The following is a 22,708-nucleotide window of genomic DNA, read 5'->3' as shown; positions in this document are numbered from 1 at the left end:
TCGAGCAGCGCTGGCTATTGCAGCGCTTGCCTATCTTCGCGCTGTGCTTGCTCACGCGCCCGGCGTTCTACCGGGTGCAGGGCTCGCATGGCGCGCATTCTTTCTCGCGCCTTGGCGCTGTGGGGGCGCAGACGGGCATGCAGCGCCTCTGGGCTTGGGGGAAACAGCGTCCAACCAATGACCGGTACTTTGCTCAGCATCTGCATGGCGAATGCTCCGGCGATGGTTACCGGGATGCATAGCAGCACCCAGGTACTGGTATGGCCCATCAATTCGGGAACATCGAGGCCAATGCCTCCTTCGCGATAGCGGAAGCCGTAGCCGAAGATCACGGTAAGCGCGATGGGGTGGCTGATATAAATCACGAGGGTGTGTCGGCCGATGCGCTTGAGTGCTTCTCCAAGCACGGGAATCTTGGCTAGGAGCACCACGAAGATGATCCCGCCTGGAAGGTGCAGCAGCATGGCTACGGTATTCAGCACTTGGCGTATTTGAGGATCGGCAATCACCTCGTAGTTGTCCAGGATTTCCTTGGCAGCAACATAGCTCAGTAGCCCGGTGATCAGCGCCCAGGGTTTGAGTGCATCAAGAGCAAAGCGCTCAATGGCGGGTCTGCCGTAGGCACCGAGAAGGAAGCACGGCAGGTAGGTCGATACCTTGGCTACCAGGGGCGGGTATGGCAGCCAGGGGGCGCAGATTACCACCGCGACGAGGAATGCCCAGCGCGCCCAGGCAGGCAGCACTTTGCTGGCCCAGAGCACGAGGGTAAAAAGCACGAGTGAATGCAAGAACCAGTACATGTTGCTCGACTCAATGAGCGAATCGATGTAGTAGTCCTTCTCTGGCATGGGTTGGCCTAGAAATTCGTGCCACTCATAGTTTTTTAGCCACATCTCCACTGGAGCCCAGCACAGGTAGGGCACCGCGAGGAACCATAGCCGTTTGGTCCACAGTTGGATGAAGTTGAAGCGAAATACTTTGATGGAAAAGAAGCCGCTGACTAAGAAAAACAGTGGCATTCTCAAAGGAGCGATCAGCTCATTGACGTGGGCGCCGAATGTCTCTGAGCCGTCGGGAACGGCCAAGGTGATGTGTAGTAGCACCACTCCGAGGATGGAAAGCCCTTTGGCCACGTCTGGCCACGCCATGCGTTGTTGAGGCGCGACTGACACGAGGTTTCCTTCCGAGGGACATGCAAGGGACACGGTGCGATGTTTAGGGCAACATCGTCTTGTTGCTGTCAGTGCTGCGGGGTGCGGAAGTTGCTGCTGCTCCAACGTTGAGGTGTGTTGGTTGGCTTGGTCCGTAAAGGGGTGGGCGAGCACTTGCGCCGCAATGCTGACACACAAACAAATTTCCAGTGTAGCGCCGCTTTTCGGCGCTGCATAGTCACCTCACGCAATCAAAGCCACGAAACACCTTCGAGATGGGGCGAAATCAAGCCGCATCCAGGTGGTTTCGTGGCTCTTAAGCGCTAAGGAGGGGTTTAGATACCCTCGGGGTACCCCTTGCCTGCTTCCAGCGATGCTTTGACCTCAGAGGCATACATGTCTACGTATTCCACACCCACGAGATCGGCAAGCACATGCATGACGTGGTCGGTGAGGTAGCGCGCTGCTTCATAAGAATCGGGATCCAGGCCTGCTTCTTCCACGAAGGCACGAGGCGCAATCGGCTTACCAATTTTCATTCGCACCTTGGCGGGGCGGGGAATCCAGGAGCCGATTGGGTTTGCTTTGCGCGTATCGATCATGGCTACGGGGATCACGTCTACCCCTGAGAGCAGGGCGATGCGCGCCATTCCCGACTTGCCTTTGTACACGCGCCCATCGGGAGAACGTGTGCCTTCGGGGTAGATGCCAAAGAGATCGCCATTATCGAGCACCTTGGTGGCAGCCTCGAGGAGCTGGTCACCTGCTTCTGCAGATCCGCGCTCGATGGGCATCTGGCCTACAGAGGTAAAAAACCACTTCTGCAACTTCCCTACGAGCGAGGTGCCGGTGAAGTACTCGCTTTTTGCGGGGAAGGTGAGCTGGCGTTCGCACACCAGCGGGAAGTAGAAGGAATCCATCACGGCCTGGTGGTTGGAGGCCAAAATGGCAGGGCCTTCGTTGGGGATGCGCTCGATGTGTTCAACCTCGGGGCGGTTGAGTACTTTCAGCCAAGGCCCGATGAGCACATGCTTGAAAACCCAGTACCACTTGTTGGGGATGTTCGCACTTCCGAGGATTCGCATGCAATTGACAATATCGCAGTCCCTGAGATTTTTTCAAAGAAATTATCAAGGGATTTAGGTGCGATTATCTGTGATTACACAGGCTGCGTTTTGAGCTACTGCCCAGCTAAATCGGCCACACCGATCATGCCGGCATCTCCGCCAAGTTGCGCACATCGAACTTGCGGCAGTGGTCGGTGCCCCGCCCCCACGATGGATTGGGCAAGCACTTCTTGTGCTCGGTCCATGTAGAGATCACAGGCGCTGGCCACGCCGCCGCCAATGACGATCAAGCCTGGATCAAGCACATCGGCCACGATCGACAGTGCCCGACCCAGCCAGGTGGCAAAGTCTTCGAATACCTCAAGGGCCAGTGCATCGCCTTCGCGTGCTGCTTGCATCACTGCTTTGCCGCTGAAGTCGCCTTGATTACGCAGTACCGAGGGGCGTTCTGGCTGCGCTTCAAGCATCTCCTTCGCGGTTTGTACCAGCGCGGTGCCGGAGCAGTAGCGCTCAAGGCAGCCACGTTTCCCGCAAGGGCAAGGCCTTCCGTTTGGCACCACGCAAAGGTGCCCGAATTCCGGTGCTGTGCCGAAAGCGCCGCGATAGATCTCGCCTTGATCCATCAAGGTGGCACCGATGCCCGTTCCAACGGCAAACAGCACCCAATTGTCTACCCCTTGGGCGGCACCGAAGCGGTATTCGCCCCAGGCGGCGGAGTTGGCGTCGTGTTCCAGGCGTACTGGTAGGCCCAGGGCCTGGCTGAGTTCTTTGCGCACTTCGCGGTCGCGCCACGGCAGGTGCGGGGCAAAGCGCACCACTTCGCACGCTGGGTCTAAAAAGCCCGCGATGGCAAGTCCTACGCCGGTGACGTTGTAGTGTTCGCGGATTGCTTCGACTAATTCGACGATGCTTCGCTGGAGCTGTTCGGCATCTTTTGGTGTGTCCACGGATCGCTGCTCGATGATCGCACCCGATGCCACCACGGCCGCGCGAAGATTGGTGCCACCAATATCAAAACCGACGGTCACGGGTTGGTCGGGTTGGATAAGCGGCATGGTGAGGCCTTCTGCGTCCGGGGCAGGTCTTTGTACACCTGATGTCTAAGCAAAGCAGTATATCTGCCTGTGAAGCGCTTTAGCTAAACCCCACGATGGCGCGCAGGCGAGCACCCATAATTTCCCATGTCCAATGCTGTTCGATGTGGCGTCGAGAAGCTAAAGACATAGCTTTTCGACGTTCAGCGTTGCCCAAAAGCTGGTCGAGCGCATCAACGAGCTCAGCCACATTGCCACCTGGCACCACAATGGCCGTATCCAAAGTCACCGTTTCTGGCGCCCCACCGGAATCACCGGCGATCACCGGCAAACCTGCTGCTTGCGCCTCCAGGTAGACAATGCCCAGGCCTTCCACATCAAGGCCATAGCCGCGAGTGCGACAAGGCATGGCAAACACATCGGCCCCTTGCAGCATCTGCTCCATGGTCTGCTCTGACACACGGCCCGGCATCGAAACGCTACGGGCATCAGGGCCAAGCCCAGCGCGAAGCTTGCGCAGCTTTGACTCATAACTGCCCTGGCCCACGATAACCAGGCGCGCTTGAGGGTGCCTGCGCAACACCTCAGGCCAGGCCTGAAGCAGCGTATCTTGGCCCTTGCGAGCCACCAAGCGCGAAGTACACAGCACCACCAGATGGTCTTGCCAACCAAGTGCCTCGCGGATCTGGGCCACATTCTCAGGTGGACTAAAACGCTGCGGGCTCACGCCCGAGGGCAAATGCTCGAAGGCCGCATGGGTACCAAAGGCACCTTGGATACGCCGGAGGGTGTAATCCGAGATATAGGTGATGACATCGACGTTATTGCCAATCACGCGAAGAAGCTGCCGGGCAATGGGCGTCATGGCCCAGCCCACCTCATGGCCGTGGGTCGAGGCGATCACGCGGCGCGCACCAGCCTTGCGAGCCCTGGCAGCCATCAAGGCCAAAGGGGCGGCTGCGCCGAACCAGACCGTTTCAATGCCCTCTTTGGCAATGATCTCTTGCATACGGCGCGCAGTAGCCGGGGTGGGCAACATGACCTTATGCGGCCAGCGATATACCGGATACTCGAGGTGTTCGTCGTAGCGCTTTGCTGCGGCCTCGTCTTGAGTGGAGGCAAAGACCACCACATCTTCACTCGGCAGCGTGGCTAGAAAATCACGCAGGTATGACTGAATCCCTCCAAGGGTTGGAGGGAAGTCGTTGGTAACCAGGAGCAGCTTAGGCACGGTTAGTAGCGTCGTGCACCGTAGATGGGCATGGAATCTACGGCAACAACTTGAACCGGGATGCCGTAGTCGGAGGCATGCACTAATTTGCCATCGCCAATGTAGATGCCCACGTGGGTGGCACCTGGGTAGTAGCCCACCACATCGCCCGGCTGCAGGTTATTCACATCCACCGGGGTGCCACCTGCCATTTGTGCCTGGGAGGTACGCGGCACCTGCTTGCCTTGCTGAAGGAACGACCACACCACTAGACCTGAGCAGTCGAAGGAATCAGGGCCTGCGGCACCCCACTCATAGGGCGCACCCAATTTGCTCAATGCTGCCTGGACGGCGCCAGAGGCCGCTGCGGAAAGCGCTGCAGGGTCGATGGGCAGCGGACCATTCTTCAGCTCCCAGCGCGCCCGCTGATCCGGCGAAAGGGCGTTGACGCGATCAAGGATCTCATCCGTGCGTTGCTTCAGCTCTGACTGCTGGCGATCAAGCTCTTCTTCGCGCTTTTTCAGCGAGTTCTGCTCATAGGTTACGGCCGCAACGGAGCGGTCGGCCTCGCTGCGCTTCTTGGCGGCTTGCTGAGTAACCTCGCGCAGATCCTGCAGTGCCTCGTTGGCGTTGCGCGTAAGTGTGCTCATGTAGGAGGCGCGGTCGATGGCGTACTGGGGCGAATCTGCGCCCAGTGCGTTGCTGAGCGGATCAATGGTGGCACCGCGGTACTTCGAGCCTGCCAAGCGGTTGACCTCTTGGCGGTAGCTTTGCTCGCGGTCGCGGGCCTTATCGGCTTCTACTGCCGCTGCTGCAGCGCGCGCTTTGAGCTCTTCAAGCTTTTCGTCGCCTCGCTCCAGGTCGATCTGAAGCTGTTTTACTTCCTCATTTTTGGCACTGGCTTCATGGGAGATGTGGTCCATCTGTTGAATCAGCGCATCAACCTCGTCTGCCGACACACTTGGCGCCAGGCCAAGCAGCAGGAGGCTTGAGCTCACTGCAGCAATGAGCCTTTTGGAATAGGAGTTCACGTCACCGGATCCTTAAAACTACGGAAGAAATGCAAATCTTAGGCAACTATAACTGCATGCCGCCGATTATTCGTACACAAACCCCGAAATTGTGAAGCATGTGAATTAAGGGGAAGAACTGCAAAAGCCGCCACCTCAATTCAGGTGACGGCCAAGCTTAGGCGTTGCGCTTAGAAGCGAACAGCGCTGTGGTACGGCATGGAGTCCAGCGGAGACTCGGAAAGCGGGGTGCCTTCGTTCAGGGCGTGGATCACGGTGCCGTTGCCGGTGTAGATGCCCACGTGGGATGCACCGGAGTAGAAGGCGATGATGTCGCCGGGCTGAAGCTGATCGCGGGAAACCTTACGGCCGGCAGCGGCCTGGTCGTAGGAGGTGCGAGGGATGGACTTACCAACCTGGCTATAAGCCCAGGAGGTCAGGCCGGAGCAGTCGAAGGCGTTCGGGCCTGCAGCGCCCCACACGTAAGGGGAACCGATCTTGGTGCGAGCGGCGTCCACGATCTTCTGACCCTCGGAGGACAAGGGAGCGGAAACCGGTGCGGCGGCCAGGGAACCCAGGCCGAGGTCTACGCCCTGCTGAGCGAAGGGAGCCTCTACGAGGCCGGTGATGGTGTTGGCATTGAGTGCGTCAACGCCAGGAACCTGAACCGACTGGCCGGTGAAGGGCTCGGTGATTTCGAATGCCTGCGCGGCGGGGGCCAGGGCTGCTGCAGCACCCACCACTGCTGCCGATGCTACGGCTGCGTTGCGGGCGTTCTGCTTGTTGCGACGGTGCTTAGCCACGATTGATTCTCCAAATCATTTCTTGTCCAACGGGAAACCCGTTACGGCTTCAATTTCTCTTTAACTCATCTGAGACTTCGAAGACGTTCTAGTTCTTCGTTGTCCGTTCCACGCTTCAATTGAAGCCCTTCACGAAATGTCTCGATTAGGTTACGAAATTGCAACAAACATTGTCTACTCGAAACGCCGTAATCGTTTTGTTATCAACCCGTGACCTTTTCAGGATCGCCTCGATAGCACCCCACCCGATGTACGTATCGGCGATTTTAGCAGCACAATAATGCAAAGTTTTCACACCTCTGAACTGGCCTTTTATTCGAACGCTAAAGTGCTACTTTAAGCATTCTTCACCTTTAGGAAGAGTTTCAATAACGCCGTCTAATTGATAAATGTGTGGTTCCTCACATTGGTTTGATATAGGGCAATATGGGAGGAATTTGAAGGGATTCGGCAGCCACAAAGTGCCCGGAATACAGAGCGCACTGCTGCCACTTCCCTACCCTTTTAAGGCCTATTTGAGCCTATTAAGCCTTGCTGGGGGCTCTTCAACAGCCCACAGCAGCGCTGTACCGTCATGTTTGGGATCTACTCCTTATATATAAGGAACAAAAAAGAGGCCGGCTATTGCCGGCCTCTTTTTAAGGAAGAGACTTTCCGTATTCGATTCAGCGGTGACTAGCGCTCTTGTTCCTCATCGCGAGCACGGTTGGCGCGCTGGAGGTTCTCGTACATCTCCACCTCTTCGTGGTGGTTGGCTTCCTCGATGCGGGCTGCCTTCTCGCGGATATCTGCAGGATCCGGGGAGAAGAAGCTGCCGCGACCGGGGTGGCCTGCGAAGCCGAGCTGGTTCATCTGCTTCGGAACGGCTGCACCTTGGTACTCCAGCGGGATGGCGTGGCCGTGTTCGTCGACCTGGCCAAGCGGCTGGTGCACCTCGATGAAGGCGCCATTCGGCATCATCTTGATGGTGCCGGTCTCGATGCCGTGCTCGAGCACCTCGCGGTCGGAACGCTGCAGACCAATGCAGATGCGGTAGGTGATGAAGTAAGCCAGCGGCGGCAGGATGATCAAGCCGATGCGGCCAACCCAGGTCATGGCGTTGAGCGAGATGTCGAAGTGGTAGGCGAAGAGGTCGTTACCACCGGAGAGGGTGAGCAGGAAGTAGAACACGATGCCCATAACACCCAGGGAGGTACGAACCGGAACGTCGCGAGGACGCTGCAGCAAGTTGTGGTGTGCATCGTCGCCGGTGATCTTCTTCTCGATGAAGGGGTAGGTCACCAGCAGGATGACGAGCACGAGACACAGCATGGCTACCCAGAAGGCACCAGGGATGGTGTAACGGCCGATGTAGAGCTCCCAAGCGGGCATGACACGGGCTGCACCGTCAGTCCACAGCATGTAGATGTCGGGCTGCGAGCCTGCAGATACCTGCGAGGGGTTGTAGGGGCCGAGGTTCCAGATGGCGTTGATGGAGGTAAGGCCAGCCATCAGTGCCAGGACACCTGCGGTGAGCAGACCGAAGGCAGCAGCCTTCAGGCCGAACAGCGGCAGGATGCGCACGCCAACAACGTTGTTCTCGGTGCGGCCAGCGCCCGGGAACTGGGTGTGCTTCTGGTACCAAACCAGTGCCAGGTGAGCTGCGATCAGGCCAAGGATGATGCCTGGGATCAACAGCACGTGGGCGATGTAGAAGCGGTCCAGCATCAAGTCAGAGGGGAAATCGCCACCGAAGATCAGCCAGTGCAGCCAGGTGCCGATGATCGGCATACCAACGATGATGGCGGACATAATGCGCAGACCAACACCGGAGAGCAGGTCATCAGGCAGGGAGTAACCCATGAAGCCTTCAACCATGCCCAGCAGCAGCAGGACAACGCCGATGATCCAGTTTGCTTCACGCGGGCGACGGAATGCGCCGGTGAAGAAGATGCGCAACATGTGCACGGTCATTGCGACCATGAACATCAGGGCTGCCCAGTGGTGCATCTGGCGAATGAACAGACCGCCACGAACCTCGAAGGAGATATTCAGTGCGGTTTCGTATGCACGGGACATCTCCACGCCGTTGAGCGGGAGGTAATCGCCGTCGTAGATGACCTTGGTAATCGAAGGATCGAAGAACAGGGTCAGGTACACACCGGTGAGCAGCAGGATGATGAAGCTGTACAGCGCGATCTCACCCAGCATGAACGACCAGTGGGTCGGGAATACTTTGTTGATTTGACGGCGGATACCGGCGGAAGCCGTGTATCGCGAGTCAATGTTGTTGCCGATTTCGGCTAGTTTGTTGCTCATGACTGACGCTCCCAGAATGCCGGGCCAACAGGCTCAATGAAGTTGCCTGCGGCGACGAGGTAACCCTCTTCGTCAACGGTGATCGGTAGCTGAGGCAGAGCACGGGCAGCGGGGCCGAAGACCGGCTTACCGTAGTGCAAAGCGTCGAACTGCGACTGGTGGCACGGACACAGGATGCGGTTGGTTTGCGCCTCATACAAAGAGGTGGGGCAACCGATGTGCGTGCAGATCTTCGAGTAGGCGTAGTAATCGCCGTAGTGGAAGTCTTCTTGGTTCTGGCGCTCAACAACCTTCAGCGCATCTTCGGAGCGCAGGCGAATCAGCATCACAGGGTTACGAGGACCGTGGATGGAGTGCATCTGCTCTTCGAAGACATTGGCCTTGGCGTCGTACTGGTCGCCATCGTTAACCAGGTCTGCAGGCAAGGGGTACACAGTCTCCATTGCGCCAGCAGCGAGGTCTTCGGGGCGGATACGAACCAGGCGGGTAACACCCTGAGTGGTGTAGTGATCGCCGATGGAGCTTTCGTGCTTCTCGGCAACAACACCGGTGTCGCGACCCAGGTAAAGCTTCACGCCTTCATTGTGAAGGGTCCAACCGGAGGTCCAGAGGGTGCCGTCGCCTTGGATGCCCAGCGGGCCTTTCTTCCAAGGGTTCTTCACCATGCCACCGAGCGGTGCAATCACCACGAGGCCGGCGAGCAGGCCGCCCACGCCAAGCATGGACTTGATTACCTTGCGGCGACCAAGGGTGGAGGTCTGCCAGGAATCGTTCAGCAGGGCAACGATGGTACGGCGGTCAACTTCATCGGAAGGACCGTCGTGACGACGCTGTACGGCGATCTCCTCGGGGATGATCTTCTTGACGTACAGGGTGGCGCCGATGCCCAGGCCGAGGATGGCCAGACCGGCGGTAATGCCAAGCAGCGGGGTGTAGAAGGTGTAAAGCCACAGGCCTTCTTCGCCCAGAGCCTTGTACTCCCAAGGCCAGAACAGGTACACACCCAGGAAGGCGATGGCGGCGACGATGCCGATGCCAAGCCAGATGCCTACGGTGCGAGAGGCGCGCTTATCAGCCGGATCGTTGTCGATCGGGAAGCGCTCTTTGCGGTACGCAACGGTCACGCCGTCAAGCTCAGTGCCCAGACGAGCGAGCTCATCGTTGCTCATACCGTTGAGTTCTTTTTCGGTGTAGTTCTTCTCGTTATTGCTCATGAGCGCGATCCAATCCACAATGCGGCGGCCACGAGGACCACGATTCCGACGAGCCACATCATCATGCCCTCAGTCACAGGACCAAGACCACCGAGGCTCCAACCACCGGGGCTGGGGGTTTCCTTGGAGGACTTAATAAAGGCGATGATGTCCTTCTTCTCGTCAGCAGTGAGCTGGCGGTCGGAGAACTTCGGCATGTTTTCAGGGCCGGTGAGCATTGCCTGGTAGATCTCCTGCTCATTCGCAGGGTCCAGCACAGGAGCGTACTTACCGGAGGACAGCGCGCCACCACGACCGGTGAAGTTGTGGCAGGAAGCGCAGTTGAGGCGGAACAGATCGGAGCCGCGAGCGACATCGGCCGGATCGATCTTGCCGTCGTAGTTCTTACCGCGGAGCGATTCCATAGCAATGGAACCATCCTGGTTGTAGACGATGCCTGGGCCGCCACCGTTAGCGTCTACGTATGCAGCCAGAGCAAGAATCTGGGCTTCGGTGTAGCGCGCGGGTTTACGGGGCACCTGTGCCTCGTTGCGGGTCATCGGCATACGGCCGGAGTGAACCTGGAAGTACACTGCGCCGGCGCCGGTGCCGATGAGTGAAGGACCGCGGTCTTTCACACCCTGCAGGTTGGCACCGTGACAGGTGATGCAGGCGGTGTCGTAAATGGTCTTGCCCTCTTCGATGAGCGCTTGCTCATCTTTTTGGGCCGTAGCAACTTGGGCGTCCGGGGTTGCGGCGTTCACCAGCAGTCCGGCACCGGTAAGGCCAACCGAAAGTGCGAATGCTCCGGCAAGCGTACGGCGAAGCTTGCGGCGCGTCTTCACCTTCTTTGCCTTCGTTGCCGAGACAGTCTGCTCGACTGCCTCGTGATTGGTGGGATTGGTATCCATCATTTCCCTTTGTGTCTCGAATACGGAAAGTGAGGGGGCGGTTAGCGTCGAAACGCTGAAAACAAACCGCTTCCTACTGGATGAAGTAGATCGTGATGAACAGGCCGATCCAGACAACGTCCACGAAGTGCCAGTAGTACGAAGTCACCATGGCGGCGGTTGCCTGAGCCGGGGTGAACTTTGCCTTGCTGATACGCAGCATCACCACGACGAAAGCCAGCACACCCGCGAGCACGTGAGCCGCGTGGAAGCCGGTGGTGATGAAGAACGTAGAGCCGTAGACGCTGCTGGGGATGGTCATGCCGTGCTCTACCAAGTGGTAGTACTCGTATGCCTGGCCAACCAGGAAGATCGAGCCCAGCAGGATGGTGATCGCAAACCACTTGCGAAGACCGAAGACGTCGCCACGCTCAGCAGCAAACACGCCGAACTGCGCCGTGAAGGACGAAGAAATCAGCACGATGGTGATTGCCAGTGCGTAGGGGACGTTGAGGTGTTCCGCTCCCTCCTTCCAAGATCCATTGCCGATGCCGTTTGCGCGCGAGGTGAAGTACATCGCGAACAGGCCGGCGAAGAACATCAATTCCTGAGACAGGAACACAATCGTGCCGACACTGACCATGTTGGGTCGGTTCAGTGCCGCAACACGTTGTGGTGCTGCCATACCTTTGTTTCCAATTGCGCTCGTCACGTGTTCTAGTATGGCGGTTTCCGCCGGGTGAGTCACGTTTTTGCCCCCGCCCGTTTTCGCTTTTCGGGCACTGTATTTAACACCCCCACACCCCTTGTTGCGGCGGAAAAAAATTTTTCGAAGCCGTGGAACTTTTTGCCCTAGCTAAACGACGCACAGTTTTCGCAGGTCATTTAACGCTTCTTTGAAAAGCGAAATCCAGCTTCCCAAAAGACTGCTCTCAGTCGCATCTCAGGGATCACAGTTTCTTTTGATACAAGCCCTTTTAGCGTGAGAGTTAATTCACAATCGTGGAGGCCGAAGATACCGGCACCACCAACTTTTGTATGCCCCTCCCCCACCGCTGCGCGCTGCAAGATTTTAACGCCCACATACCCCTTATTACGTGCGTTTTATTTTAGGCTTCCTGCAAAAACACCAACGCCCCGAACACTACCCCCGCCTTTAGGGGCGAGGAGTGTCGGGGCGTTTGCAGACGCGAGAAGGAACTAGTGCTTTTCCTTCGGAAGGCCGTACTGAAGGTTCAGCATGGTGGTGGTGAAGATCAGGCACACAGCGCCCAATGCGATCAACCAGTAGTGCATGTAGATGATGCCGAAGCCAAGCAGTGCGATGGAACCGCTCATAGCCAGAGGCCAGATGGAGCCGGGGCTGAAGAAGCCCAGGGTGCCGGCGCCGTCGGAGACCTCAGCCTCTTCCCAGTCTTCCGGGAGCACGTCGATGCGCTTTTCGGTGAAGTGGAGGTAACCGCCGAGCATCAGGGAAAGAGCGGAAGCCAGGAACAGGGATACGCCGCCTGCCCACTCATAGCCCTTGATATTGCCGGAGTCGGATACGTGGATGGTTGCGAACACGTAGATAACAGAGACGATGAACATGAATACGGTGATCCCGTACATGATCTTGGAGCTAGCCTTCATTGTTCAGTCCTCTCGTTCTAGCGTGGCGCCGCGTTGGGGTCTTGGGCGTTGTCACCATCAACGGTGGCACGATCCGGATTGAATGGTGCGGTGCTGGTGGCGTAAGGAGCCTCACCAATGGAAGCCAACGCATCGGAGTTCTCAGCCTCGGGGTTGTCGATGCGGTACTGCAGGTACTGCTTGAACTTCTCCGGGGACACAACGCGGATCTCGAAGTTCATCATGGCGTGGTAGGTGCCGCACATTTCAGCACAGCGACCAACGAAGGCGCCTTCTTCTTCGATCTTTTCAATCTGGAAGCGACGTTCCTGCTTGTTCTGCTCGGGGTGGTTGTACACGTCGCGCTTGAACAGGAACTCGGGTACCCAGAATGCGTGGGAAACGTCGTCCGATGCCAAGGAGAACTCGATGGCGGTATCGGAAGGCAGAACCAACACAGGAACCACGTTGGTGGTACCGATGGTTTCGATCTTGTCAAAGTTCAGGTAGGACTTATCGCCGATGGAACGACCATTGATCGGGTTGGGGTGCTTCACGCCTGCGCCCTCATCGTCGAACTTGGTCTCTTCAGCCTGCTGCTGACGAACCTCGTCGACGCCGTTGTAGTCGTTGCCGTCCTGAGTGAGTTCACCGGCAACTTCGCGGTAGCCGAACTTCCAGTTCCACTGGTAGCCGGTTACGTCCACCTTCACCTTTGGATCCTTATCCAAAGCGGTGACCTTGTCCTGGGTCTGGACGGTGAAGAAGAACAGCACCATCACGATGACGATTGGGACAATGGTGAGCACGAGCTCAAGCGGGATGTTGTACTGAGTCTGGCGTGGGAATTCATCCTTGCCGGCCTTCTTGGCGCGCTTAGCGCTCCAAGCGAACATGCCGTAGATGAACAGGCCCCACATGATGAAGCCGATGGTCCAGGCTGCAACCCATACCCAAACCCAGAAGTTATACATTGCGGTTGCTTCCGGCGTAATACCTTCCGGCCAGCCGAATGCGAGCGCCTTGCCGAGCACGCCGCCCGGAGCCTCCACGTCGCATCCCGCAAGGGCGAAGCCACCGATGCCAAGGACACCGGCTAGCAGTGCCTTACGGCCAAAGCCACGCTGCTGCTGTTGTTTCACGCGCGTCTGCCTTCCTATTGCACTAGTTCTTCGAATGAAAACCGGCCGATACCCTGGGAATTTACTGAGTTTGTATCTCAGCTCACCCGCTCAGGACATGCCGCTGGCTTTTCCATTCACGTCTATTAACGCAGGATAGCGCATTTACCGGCGGATTTTGAACGCTACTCACAGCCACCTTGCAGCGGTTTCAGGCATTTGCCAGCTTGCTTAACATGGCTCAACGCAGCGTAAACGGCATGAATGGCATTTCACGGGCTTGCTGGCCGATCACCTCAGCCCCGCTCGTGTAGCCCATATCACAAGCGTGAACCGCCATATCAACCTTATGGATACCCCACTATTCCTACCGACTAACGCACCATGAATTGGCACTGCCTGTGCCCCCGGATCTTCGGATCAAAGAAAAGCTCGAACCTTGCTGCGATACAGCGTTTTTGGCGCCAAGAGAGTAGATTGGTGCTTCTGATATGTCGAGCTTTATTCCGTTATCGCGGGCTCAAGCAGCAAAGCAATCAAACGATAAGGAAGGGAGACTCGCCTCGGTATGTGCGGGCTTCTAGGAATGGTCACTAGCCACGACAACGCTGAAGCGTTCGTGGACTCTATTAATAAGGCATTGCCCTGTATGCGGCATCGCGGCCCCGACGAGGCCGGCGCCTGGCACGACGAGACCACGGTGTTCGGTTTTAACCGCCTCTCGATTATCGATCTCGAGCACTCTCACCAGCCACTGCGCTGGGGGCCAGAGGGGCAACCGCACCGTTATGCCATGACCTTTAACGGCGAGATCTACAACTACCTGGAGCTTCGCGAGCAGCTCCAGGAAGCCGGATACTCCTTCTATACGGAAGGCGATGGCGAACCGATCATCGTTGGATTCCACCACTGGGGTAAAGACGTGGTGCGCCACCTGCGCGGCATGTTCGGCATTGCCATCTGGGACACCTATGAGCGCAAGCTTTTCCTCGCACGCGATCAGTTCGGCATTAAGCCGCTCTACTACGCCACCACCGAAGAAGGCACCGTCTTCGCCTCGGAAAAGAAGTGCATCTTGGAGATGGCGGAGGATATTGGTCTCGGCCTGGAACTTGACCGCCGTGCCATCGAGCACTACGTGGATCTGCAATATGTGCCAGAACCAGAAAGCCTGCACAAAGAAATCCGCCGCATTGAATCTGGCTGCACCGCCTTCGTCTCCCCCGGTGGCGAAGTAAAGCAGGAACGATACTTCCGGCCACAGTTCCCGGCACAGCCAGTACCTAAAGGGGCCGAGCAAGATCTCTTTGACCGCATTGCCAAGGCGTTAGAGGATAGCGTCGAAAAGCACATGCGTGCCGATGTGACCGTGGGCTCTTTCCTTTCCGGCGGCATTGACTCCACCGCCATTGCCACGCTGGCTAAGCGCCACAACCCCAATCTGCTGACCTTCACCACCGGTTTTGAGCGCGAGGGCTATTCAGAGGTTGATGTTGCGGCGGAATCCGCTGCTGCGATCGGCGCAGAGCACATCGTGAAAATCGTCAGCCCCGAGGAATACGCCGACGCTATTCCGAAGATCATGTGGTACCTCGACGATCCGGTGGCCGACCCTTCGTTGGTGCCCCTGTACTTCGTTGCCCAAGAAGCACGCAAGCACGTCAAAGTGGTGCTCTCCGGCGAGGGCGCCGATGAGCTTTTCGGTGGCTACACCATTTATAAGGAGCCACTCTCGCTTGCCCCATTTGAAAAGATCCCGGCCCCACTGCGCCGCAACCTTGGCAAGCTTTCCAAGATGCTTCCCGAAGGTGTGAAGGGCAAATCGCTGCTCGACCGCGGCTCGATGACGATGGAGGAGCGTTACTACGGTAACGCGCGCTCCTTTAACTTCGAGCAGATGCAACGCGTGATCCCCTGGGCGAAGCGCGAATGGGATCACCGCGAAGTAACCGCGCCGATCTACGCAGAATCACGGCACATGGATCCCGTTGCCCGTATGCAGCACCTCGATCTGTTTACCTGGATGCGTGGCGATATTTTGGTCAAGGCCGACAAGATCAATATGGCTCACTCGCTTGAGCTGCGCGTTCCCTTCCTGGATAAGGAAGTCTTCCGCGTTGCCGAGACCATCCCCTATGACCTCAAGATCTCCCACGGCACCACCAAGTACGCGCTGCGTAAGGCCATGGAGCAGATCGTGCCCGAGCATGTCCTACACCGCAAGAAGCTGGGCTTCCCCGTGCCGATGCGCAACTGGCTTGCCGGCGATGAGCTATTCGGCTGGGCTCAAGACCAGATCAATGCATCTCAAACCGAAGAGATCTTTGATAAACAAGCCGTGCTGGCCATGCTCAATGAGCACCGCGATGGCCACAGCGATCACTCGCGCCGCCTTTGGACGGTGCTGGCCTTTATGGTCTGGCACGGCATCTTTGTGGAACACCGCATCGATCCGGGTATCGAAGACCGCGACTACCCCGTCTACCTCTAAACACCCATGCAGGGGCTCAAACCTGCTGCATAAAGGATAGAAAAACACCCGCTGCCCTTGAAAAGGCAGCGGGTGTTTTGTTGTTTTTAGCCCGAGCGAAGCTCCAGCAAGCCGGGCCCGCAGCATGGGTCCAGCAGCGCCGGCCAGACCCGCATGAGTCGAGCCAGCCGGGCCAGTGTTTTAGTTGAAGGAGTCGCCGCAAGCGCAGGAGCTGCCTGCGTTGGGGTTGTCTATGGTAAAGCCCTGAGATTCGATGGTGTCGGCAAAGTCGATCTTTGCGCCGGTGAGATAAGGAACAGACATCTTATCCACCACCAGGCGCACGCCGCCCACTACGTCTTCTTTATCGCCATCGAGTGCGCGGTCGTCGAAGTAAAGCTGGTAGCGCAGGCCAGCGCAACCACCTGGCTGCACGGCGATGCGCAGGGAGAGGTCATCGCGACCTTCTTGGTCTAGCAGTGCCTTTGCCTTGGCGGCAGCGGCTTCGGTGAGAATGACGCCGGTATTGGTGTTGGCGGTGGTCATCAGTGCTCGTTCTCCTCGATGTTTTTAAGAAATTTCTTCTCGCCGCATTGTCACGCTCATACTTTAGAACGAGTTGCGGTAGCGGTTGTAGCCTACGCTACATCTGCGAATAGGCGCTAGGGCAGGCTGCAAGCCCAGCCGATGTTCCAGCTCGATGCCCGGGTGATCGGAAGGCTTCTGAGTAGTGCTAAGCAAGCTCAGGATCGACCCAGCGATCGGGCATATTCGCCAAAACGCAGCGTGAGGGTGTAGTACCCATTGCGTATAACCGGCATGAGTGCGGTGCTATTCCCGAAATGCTTTCTTGTGCTTGTACCCTAGTGAGCGTGAATCAATCGCAGGATAATACTGAGCATCTTCCCAAGGGCTATACCCCAAAGAAGGGTCGTCCGACCCCGAAGCGCAAGGAGGCCGAGCAGCATACTGGTGGCTTTGAGGCTCGTTTCGCCCCTCAGCAATCGTGGAGTGAGTCGCGCAAGGAGCGCAAGGCGCTAAAGGCCTCTATGTCTTCCGAGGAGTGGAAGGAATATAAGGCAAAGCAAAAAGAGCAGCGCAAGCAGCGCCAGCGTGAGGCGCAGGCCGGCATGGATCGTGGCGAGGAGCAGTATTTGCTCGATCGCGACCGCGGCCCCGAGAAGCGTTTCTTGCGTGATTTTGTAGATTCGAGGCGCTATGCCAGCAACTTTGTTATGCCTGTAGCGTTGCTGCTGCTGGTGGTGTTGTTTGTAGGCCAGTGGGCTCCTACCTTTGCCAGCATCGCCTCGATGGCGGCGATGTTGATGATGTTGGCGTTTTTGGTTGAAGGCATTGTGCTCGGCCGCTCTGCGTCGAAGGCCACTCGCGAGAAGTTCCCGGATACCAACCTGCGTGGTTCCTCGATGGGCTTTTATGCTTATTCCCGCGCTACGCAGCCTCGTCGTTGGCGCACGCCGAAGCCTCGCGTAGAGCTTGGCCAGAAGGTGGTTTAGCCAGGTGCGCACGTTGGTCCTTGGCGGTGCCCGTTCCGGGAAGTCCGGCGTTGCTGAGTCCTTAGTGGGCGATGGCAATTGCGTCTATGTGGCCACTGCCAGGCCTTTTGGCGATTCTTTCGATGCCGATTTCCGGGCTCGCATAGCCCGCCACGTTGCGCGCCGGCCTAGCCATTGGCGCACCGAGGATCAACGAGACTTGTGCCAATGTCTGCTCCAACAACGCCAGGGCACTTTGCTTGTCGACGACCTCGCGACCTGGTTGAGTGCCCGTATTGATGCAGCCGATGGCTGGGATGATCCCCGCGCGCTGTTAGAAGGCCTAGAGCAAGAATTAATCCAGGCGCTTGAAGCTGCCACTGCCGATGTGATTATCGTGAGCGCGGAAGTGGGCATGAGCATCGTGCCTGAGCACCCCTCGGCGCGTGCTTTTCGCGATTGTTTAGGCACCTTAAATCAGGCGGTTGCCGAGGTATGTGAGGAAGTTCTGCTTGTGGTGGCCGGCCAAAGGCTAAAGTTGAAGTCTGCATAACAAACCTCGCAGATGCTCCACGCGTCTTGTCAGGATCAACGCGCCTAATACTGAGGACTTTTAGCCGAGATGCAACCTTCAGACTTTTTCCCAAAAATCCAAGAGCCAAGCGCCGAGCACGAGCGTGCGGCACGTGAGTTCCAGTTGGAGCTGACAAAACCCACTGGATCTCTTGCTCGATTAGAAGATCTTGGCGTGTGGCTTTCTGCGTGCCAAGGCCAGGTGCCTCCGGCAAAGATCCAGCGCCCCCGCCTCGTGGTGTTTGCTGGCGATCATGGCATTGCCACCAAGAATGTCTCCCCCTACCCCATCGAAGTCTCCATTCAGATGGCTGAAAATATCCGCCGCGGCGGCGCTGGGGTCAATGTGATTGCCAATCAATCCGGCACGGGTGTGCGCGTGGCCGATATTTCTTTGAACCACGATGTGTTTGGTGATGAGCGCGTATCAAAGTCCTGCGGTTCGATTGATCGCGAAGATGCGATGAGCGAAGAGGAGCTTGTTCGCGCGATAGAGATTGGCAAGCGCATCGCCGATGAGGAAGTTGATGCCGGTGCTGATCTGCTCATGGCTGGTGACCTCGGCATTGGCAACACCACTCCTTCTGCGGTGATCATTGGTTTGCTTACCCGCCAGGAACCTGTGGTGGTCACAGGCCGCGGTTCGGGGGTTGATGATGAAGGCTGGATGCGCAAAGTAGCAGCCGTGCGCGATGCGATGTTCCGTGCCCGGACCTTCCGCCATGCGCCCTTGGATTTGGCCCGCAGCGTCACGTCTCCTGAGCTTGTGGCCATGGCTGCATTTCTAGCGCAGGCTGCAGTAAGGCGGACCCCTGTGTTGCTCGATGGCGTGGTGGTTACTGCAGCGGCGTTGCTTGCAGAGCAATTTGCTCCCGGCGCGCGCCGTTGGTGGCAAGCAGGGCACCAATCGGCTGAGCCTGCTCATAGCTTCGCGCTGAATTATCTAGGCCTTGAGCCTTTTGTACGCCTTGGTTTGCGCCTGGGCGAAGGCTCAGGGGCCGCGGCGGCCGTGCCATTTGTGCACATGGCCACTGCGATCATGAACGATATGGCGACCTTTGAGTCGGCTCAGGTGTCTGGGCGTGATGCGGTTCCACCGGAACGCAGCATCTAAGCCGATGTCCGACAAAGTCGATTTTGTTGAAGGTGCTCATGGCCCTGCCATCCTCGAAGGGCCGCTGACAGCACTGAGCTGGCTCACCATCTTGCCAATTCGTGGTGCGACTGCCTTTGATCGCATCACGGGTGCTCGGGTGATTAGCTCGGTTCCTGTGGTGGGCATGGTCTATGGCGTGCTCGCAGCACTCGTGGCCTGGTTGGGTATCGCCTTGGGTGCTTCCCCCTTACTTATTGGGGTGTTAGCCGTCACGGCGATGGAATTATTTGGCCGTTTTATGCATTTAGATGGCCTTGGCGACGTCGCCGATGCGCTGGGCAGCTACGGCTCCCCTGCCAAAGCGCGTGAGGTTCTTGCCGATCCTCACATTGGCCTTATCGGCGCAGCCTCGGGCTTATTGTCGTTGCTGGCTCAGGTCGCTGCCATTGGCAGCATCGCCACCTTGGCTCCTGATCACCTGCCTGTAGCGTTGCTCGCCATCGCAGCAGGGCCTGCCATTGGGCGCCTTGGGGTGTTGTTTGTGTGCCACCAAAGCCGCGCGCCGATGAAGCCCACGGGCTTTGCCGCGCAAATGATTGGCACGATCCCCACCTCGCGCATCGTCGTGTGGATCGCAAGCTACGCCGTGGTCTTGCTCATTGCGCTGCCATTTGCCCCCGGTATTGCTCTTGCTTGCTGGATTGCTTTGGCCTGTACTTGCATCAGCGCTTGGTTGTTCAGCAGGCACTGCGATCGACGCTTCGAAGGCCTCAATGGTGATTGCTGTGGTTTCGTTATCCACCTGTGCACCACCATCGCGCTCGTGGTGCTTGCTTTAAGCCTCTAAGACAATAGTCAATGCCCGGCACCAAAAGAGGTGCCGGGCATTGTGCACTCAACCTAGACCAGGGTGTGCATCCAGTGATGCGTATCTTCGACGCTGCCGCGTTGGATTCCAGTAAGCGCCTCACGTAGCTGCATGGTGATCGTGCCGGCGTTGCCGTGTGCCACCTCGAACTCGCCTGCTGCGGATTTCACAAAACCAACTGGGGTCACCACCGCAGCGGTGCCGCAGGCGAAGGCCTCGCTCATCTCGCCGCTTTCTGCGGTTTCACGCCACTGATCGGTGGAAACGAGGCGCTCCTCGGTGGTGTAGCCAAGGTCGCGGGCTACCTGCAAGAGGGAGTCGCGGGTAACACCTGGCAGCAGCGAACCGGAGAGTTTCGGGGTAACAACATGGGCGTTCTCGCCTTCGCCGAAGACGAAGAAAAGGTTCATGCCACCCATTTCTTCGATGTATTTGTGCTCGATGGCATCAAGCCATACCACCTGGTCGCAGCCCTTTTCTGCGGCCTGGGCTTGGGCTGCCAGGGAGGCTGCGTAGTTGCCGGCAAATTTCGCTGCACCGGTGCCGCCTGGGCATGCGCGGGTGTAGTCCTCGGAAAGCCACACTGATACGGGCTTAATGCCGCCCGAGAAGTATGCGCCCGCGGGTGAGGCAATCACTGCATAGGTGTAGGTGGCAGAGGGGTGCACACCAAGGGTGGTTTCGGTGGCGATCATAAAGGGGCGCAGGTAGAGGGCTTCTTCTCCGCCGGCTTTGGGCACCCACTGCTGGTCAATTTCCACCAGTTGGCGCAGCGACTCGATAAAGAGGTCCTCGGGCAATTCGGGCATTGCCATGCGCTCGGCGGAGCGTTGCATGCGGCGTGCGTTCATCTCGGGCCGGAAGGTTTTGATGTGCCCATCTTCGTGGCGATACGCCTTGATGCCTTCGAAGATGGCTTGGCCGTAGTGCAGCACGGAGCTGGCGGGATCTATCTTGAATGCTTCATAGGGGCGCACTTGGGCGTTGTGCCAGCCTTCTTGTGCATTCCAGTCGATGGTGACCATGTGGTCGGTGAAGTAGTTGCCAAATCCCGGTGCTTCGAGGATTTCTGCGAGGCGCTCCGGGGAGGTGGGGTTTTCAGTTCTATGAATGCTAAATGAAAGATCGCTCATAGTATTTCAACCTACACCGCCACAAGAATCGCGGCGGTTGATTAGGCTCTGTTGGGTGTGCTGCAACCACCCCTTGCGGCCACCACGTGACGTCGACAAGCAAAGGTGCATTTTCTTGACTATTTCCACCAACCTCCCAGCCACCGGTAGCCGAAGCAATGCTGAGCTGCTTTCTTCTTTGCCTCAGGGCAGCAACGCCATTGTGGTTCCACTGTTTTCGGCGGAAGATTCCATCGAACTTGCAGTATCGGAGCTTTTCGACGCCCCAACGTCGCGCAGTTTGCTGGCCACCTTCGAGGCTCTGGGTGCCAAGGGCAGCGAGGGTGAATTGCTTCGCGTGCCCGCACCCGAAAACGTCGACGCTGATTTCTTACTCGGCGTTGGTTTAGGTGAGGCCGAAGAACTCAGCGATGAGTCCCTGCGTCGTGCATGCGGTGCTGCTGCTCGTTCGCTTGCTGGGGTTCGTCACGCTGTGGTGACCCTCGGTGCCTTCGGTATGCAGGCTGCCGTTGAGGGTTTCTTGCTCGGCGCGTATCACTTCACTGGCGTTCGCTCCAAGGAATCCGGCAAGGCCCCGGTGGAGCTGTTGAGCTTCCTTGGCGATGAAGACGATCAAGCAGTATTCGATCAGGCAGTAATCACCGCCGAATCTGTGATGCTTGCGCGCGACTTGGTGAACACGCCTTCCTCCGCGCTCTACCCCGAAACCTATGCCGATGAGCTCGTCTCCTACGCCGAGGCCTTCGACCTTGAGGTAGAGGTATTGGATTTTGAGCAGCTCAAAGCAGAAGGATTCGGCGGCATCGTGGCCGTCGGCGGTGGATCTGCACGCAAGCCTCGCCTGGTTCGTCTGCGTTGGTCGCCCGAAAACCCCAAGCACCGTGTCGCACTGGTGGGCAAGGGCATCACCTTCGATACCGGCGGAATTTCCATCAAGCCGGGCGCCAATATGGACGACATGATCTCCGATATGGGCGGCTCCGCGGCCGTGGTGGGCACCATCATTGCTGCTGCTCGCCTGGGTATCGACATTGAGGTCACCGCCACCATTCCTCTGGCAGAAAATATGCCTGGCGGCTCGGCGTATCGTCCAGGCGATGTCATCCGCCACTACGGTGGCTTAACCTCTGAGATTCTCAACACCGACGCCGAAGGCCGGTTGGTGCTTGCCGATGCCATCGCACGCGCCTGCGAAGACGAGCCCGAATACCTCATGGAGGTGGCAACGCTCACCGGCGCGCAGCTTGTGGCTCTAGGCGATCGCACAGCCGGCGTGATGGGTTCTGATGGATTCTGCGACTTCATGGCCGATACCGGCAAAAACGTCGGCGAACAGGCCTGGGCTATGCCCATGCCAGAAGAACTCGGCGAGGCCATCAAATCCCCAGTGGCTGATCTGCAAAACATCTCCCGCGACCGCAAGGGCGGCATGATGGTGGCCGCTTGGTACTTGAGCCACTTTGTGAGTGAAGACGTGCAATGGGTGCACTTCGATATCGCAGGCCCTGGCTACTCCAGCAGCGCCCACGGCTACACCCCCAAGCGTGGTACCGGCGTTCCCGTGCGCACCTTTATCGCAGCCCTTCAGACGCTGGCGAATTCCCACAAGGATTAGGCGCTGGTGGCGTTATTGCCGGCATTGTTCCTGGCAGGCAGCAGACAATGATGCCGGCGACGCCAAAGCGTG

At 57.9% G+C, this 22,708-nt stretch carries 20 protein-coding genes; 6 read left to right on the top strand and 14 right to left on the bottom strand.

Annotation, left to right across the window (positions count from 1 at the left end; all coding sequences use genetic code 11):
• Nucleotides 1-14: 14 nt before the first annotated feature.
• The 12 genes from CPPEL_RS03810 to ctaC all read right to left on the bottom strand — a co-directional run bounded on the left by CPPEL_RS03810 (nucleotide 15) and on the right by ctaC (nucleotide 13,409).
• On the bottom strand, nucleotides 15-1,172 hold the full coding sequence (locus CPPEL_RS03810) for an acyltransferase family protein (protein ID WP_123959893.1): 1,158 nt from the start codon (nucleotides 1,170-1,172) through the stop codon (nucleotides 15-17).
• Between the two features lie 314 nt (nucleotides 1,173-1,486).
• Nucleotides 1,487-2,212 (bottom strand): lysophospholipid acyltransferase family protein, encoded by a 726-nt coding sequence (locus tag CPPEL_RS03805; protein WP_123961210.1) that lies wholly within the window; start codon nucleotides 2,210-2,212, stop codon nucleotides 1,487-1,489.
• A gap of 119 nt (nucleotides 2,213-2,331) precedes the next feature.
• Nucleotides 2,332-3,273, bottom strand: coding sequence for an ROK family protein (locus CPPEL_RS03800; protein WP_123959892.1), 942 nt, complete (start codon nucleotides 3,271-3,273; stop codon nucleotides 2,332-2,334).
• Between the two features lie 79 nt (nucleotides 3,274-3,352).
• The gene (locus tag CPPEL_RS03795; protein WP_123959891.1) at nucleotides 3,353-4,483 is read right to left on the bottom strand and encodes a glycosyltransferase family 4 protein; all 1,131 of its coding nucleotides are present in this window, start codon (nucleotides 4,481-4,483) and stop codon (nucleotides 3,353-3,355) included.
• 2 nt (nucleotides 4,484-4,485) lie between these two features.
• Nucleotides 4,486-5,493: a C40 family peptidase gene (locus CPPEL_RS03790; RefSeq protein WP_245990500.1), complete on the bottom strand. Its 1,008-nt coding sequence runs from the start codon at nucleotides 5,491-5,493 to the stop codon at nucleotides 4,486-4,488.
• A 170-nt stretch (nucleotides 5,494-5,663) separates the two neighbouring features.
• Nucleotides 5,664-6,275, bottom strand: a complete 612-nt coding sequence (locus CPPEL_RS03785; protein ID WP_123959890.1) for a C40 family peptidase — start codon at nucleotides 6,273-6,275, stop codon at nucleotides 5,664-5,666.
• Between the two features lie 675 nt (nucleotides 6,276-6,950).
• A complete protein-coding gene (qcrB, locus tag CPPEL_RS03780) occupies nucleotides 6,951-8,573 on the bottom strand; it encodes a cytochrome bc1 complex cytochrome b subunit (protein WP_123959889.1) in 1,623 nt (540 codons plus the stop codon).
• Complete coding sequence (gene qcrA, locus CPPEL_RS03775; RefSeq protein WP_123961208.1) at nucleotides 8,570-9,787, bottom strand: cytochrome bc1 complex Rieske iron-sulfur subunit; 1,218 nt, start codon at nucleotides 9,785-9,787, stop codon at nucleotides 8,570-8,572. Before qcrA ends, qcrB begins: the two co-directional genes overlap by 4 nt.
• A complete protein-coding gene (qcrC, locus tag CPPEL_RS03770) occupies nucleotides 9,784-10,680 on the bottom strand; it encodes a cytochrome bc1 complex diheme cytochrome c subunit (RefSeq protein ID WP_206608940.1) in 897 nt (298 codons plus the stop codon). The genes qcrA and qcrC overlap by 4 nt, the downstream gene beginning before the upstream one ends.
• A 70-nt stretch (nucleotides 10,681-10,750) precedes the next feature.
• Complete coding sequence (gene ctaE, locus CPPEL_RS03765) at nucleotides 10,751-11,368, bottom strand: aa3-type cytochrome oxidase subunit III (RefSeq protein ID WP_123959888.1); 618 nt, start codon at nucleotides 11,366-11,368, stop codon at nucleotides 10,751-10,753.
• A gap of 488 nt (nucleotides 11,369-11,856) precedes the next feature.
• Nucleotides 11,857-12,288: an aa3-type cytochrome oxidase subunit IV gene (gene ctaF / locus CPPEL_RS03760; protein ID WP_123959887.1), complete on the bottom strand. Its 432-nt coding sequence runs from the start codon at nucleotides 12,286-12,288 to the stop codon at nucleotides 11,857-11,859.
• A gap of 17 nt (nucleotides 12,289-12,305) precedes the next feature.
• Complete coding sequence (gene ctaC, locus CPPEL_RS03755; RefSeq protein WP_123959886.1) at nucleotides 12,306-13,409, bottom strand: aa3-type cytochrome oxidase subunit II; 1,104 nt, start codon at nucleotides 13,407-13,409, stop codon at nucleotides 12,306-12,308.
• Between the two features lie 547 nt (nucleotides 13,410-13,956).
• On the opposite strand from ctaC, the gene asnB reads away from it, so the two are divergent.
• A complete protein-coding gene (gene asnB / locus CPPEL_RS03750) occupies nucleotides 13,957-15,879 on the top strand; it encodes an asparagine synthase (glutamine-hydrolyzing) (protein ID WP_123959885.1) in 1,923 nt (640 codons plus the stop codon).
• Between the two features lie 180 nt (nucleotides 15,880-16,059).
• Here asnB and CPPEL_RS03745 read toward each other — a convergent pair whose 3' ends face one another.
• Nucleotides 16,060-16,404, bottom strand: a complete 345-nt coding sequence (locus CPPEL_RS03745; protein ID WP_123959884.1) for a HesB/IscA family protein — start codon at nucleotides 16,402-16,404, stop codon at nucleotides 16,060-16,062.
• Nucleotides 16,405-16,730: 326 nt separating this feature from the next.
• Between CPPEL_RS03745 and CPPEL_RS03740 the strand changes: the two genes are divergently transcribed.
• From CPPEL_RS03740 to CPPEL_RS03725, 4 genes are all read left to right on the top strand, one after another.
• The gene (locus CPPEL_RS03740) at nucleotides 16,731-17,372 is read left to right on the top strand and encodes a DUF3043 domain-containing protein (RefSeq protein ID WP_245990499.1); all 642 of its coding nucleotides are present in this window, start codon (nucleotides 16,731-16,733) and stop codon (nucleotides 17,370-17,372) included.
• 4 nt (nucleotides 17,373-17,376) lie between these two features.
• Nucleotides 17,377-17,904, top strand: a complete 528-nt coding sequence (locus CPPEL_RS03735) for a bifunctional adenosylcobinamide kinase/adenosylcobinamide-phosphate guanylyltransferase (RefSeq protein ID WP_123959882.1) — start codon at nucleotides 17,377-17,379, stop codon at nucleotides 17,902-17,904.
• A gap of 69 nt (nucleotides 17,905-17,973) precedes the next feature.
• Entirely contained in the window at nucleotides 17,974-19,038 is a 1,065-nt protein-coding gene (cobT, locus tag CPPEL_RS03730) for a nicotinate-nucleotide--dimethylbenzimidazole phosphoribosyltransferase (RefSeq protein ID WP_123959881.1), read from the top strand.
• A gap of 4 nt (nucleotides 19,039-19,042) precedes the next feature.
• On the top strand, nucleotides 19,043-19,867 hold the full coding sequence (locus CPPEL_RS03725) for an adenosylcobinamide-GDP ribazoletransferase (protein ID WP_123959880.1): 825 nt from the start codon (nucleotides 19,043-19,045) through the stop codon (nucleotides 19,865-19,867).
• 53 nt (nucleotides 19,868-19,920) lie between these two features.
• On the opposite strand, the gene CPPEL_RS03720 is transcribed toward CPPEL_RS03725, so the two are convergent.
• Complete coding sequence (locus tag CPPEL_RS03720; protein ID WP_123959879.1) at nucleotides 19,921-21,021, bottom strand: branched-chain amino acid aminotransferase; 1,101 nt, start codon at nucleotides 21,019-21,021, stop codon at nucleotides 19,921-19,923.
• Between the two features lie 115 nt (nucleotides 21,022-21,136).
• Here CPPEL_RS03720 and CPPEL_RS03715 point away from each other — a divergent pair, with 115 nt between their 5' ends.
• On the top strand, nucleotides 21,137-22,636 hold the full coding sequence (locus tag CPPEL_RS03715; protein WP_425453812.1) for a leucyl aminopeptidase: 1,500 nt from the start codon (nucleotides 21,137-21,139) through the stop codon (nucleotides 22,634-22,636).
• Nucleotides 22,637-22,708 lie beyond the last annotated feature (72 nt).

The sequence above is a fragment of the Corynebacterium pseudopelargi genome (assembly GCF_003814005.1).
GTDB classification, from domain to species: Bacteria; Actinomycetota; Actinomycetes; order Mycobacteriales; family Mycobacteriaceae; genus Corynebacterium; species Corynebacterium pseudopelargi.
This window is presented reverse-complemented; position numbering and strand designations above follow the sequence as displayed.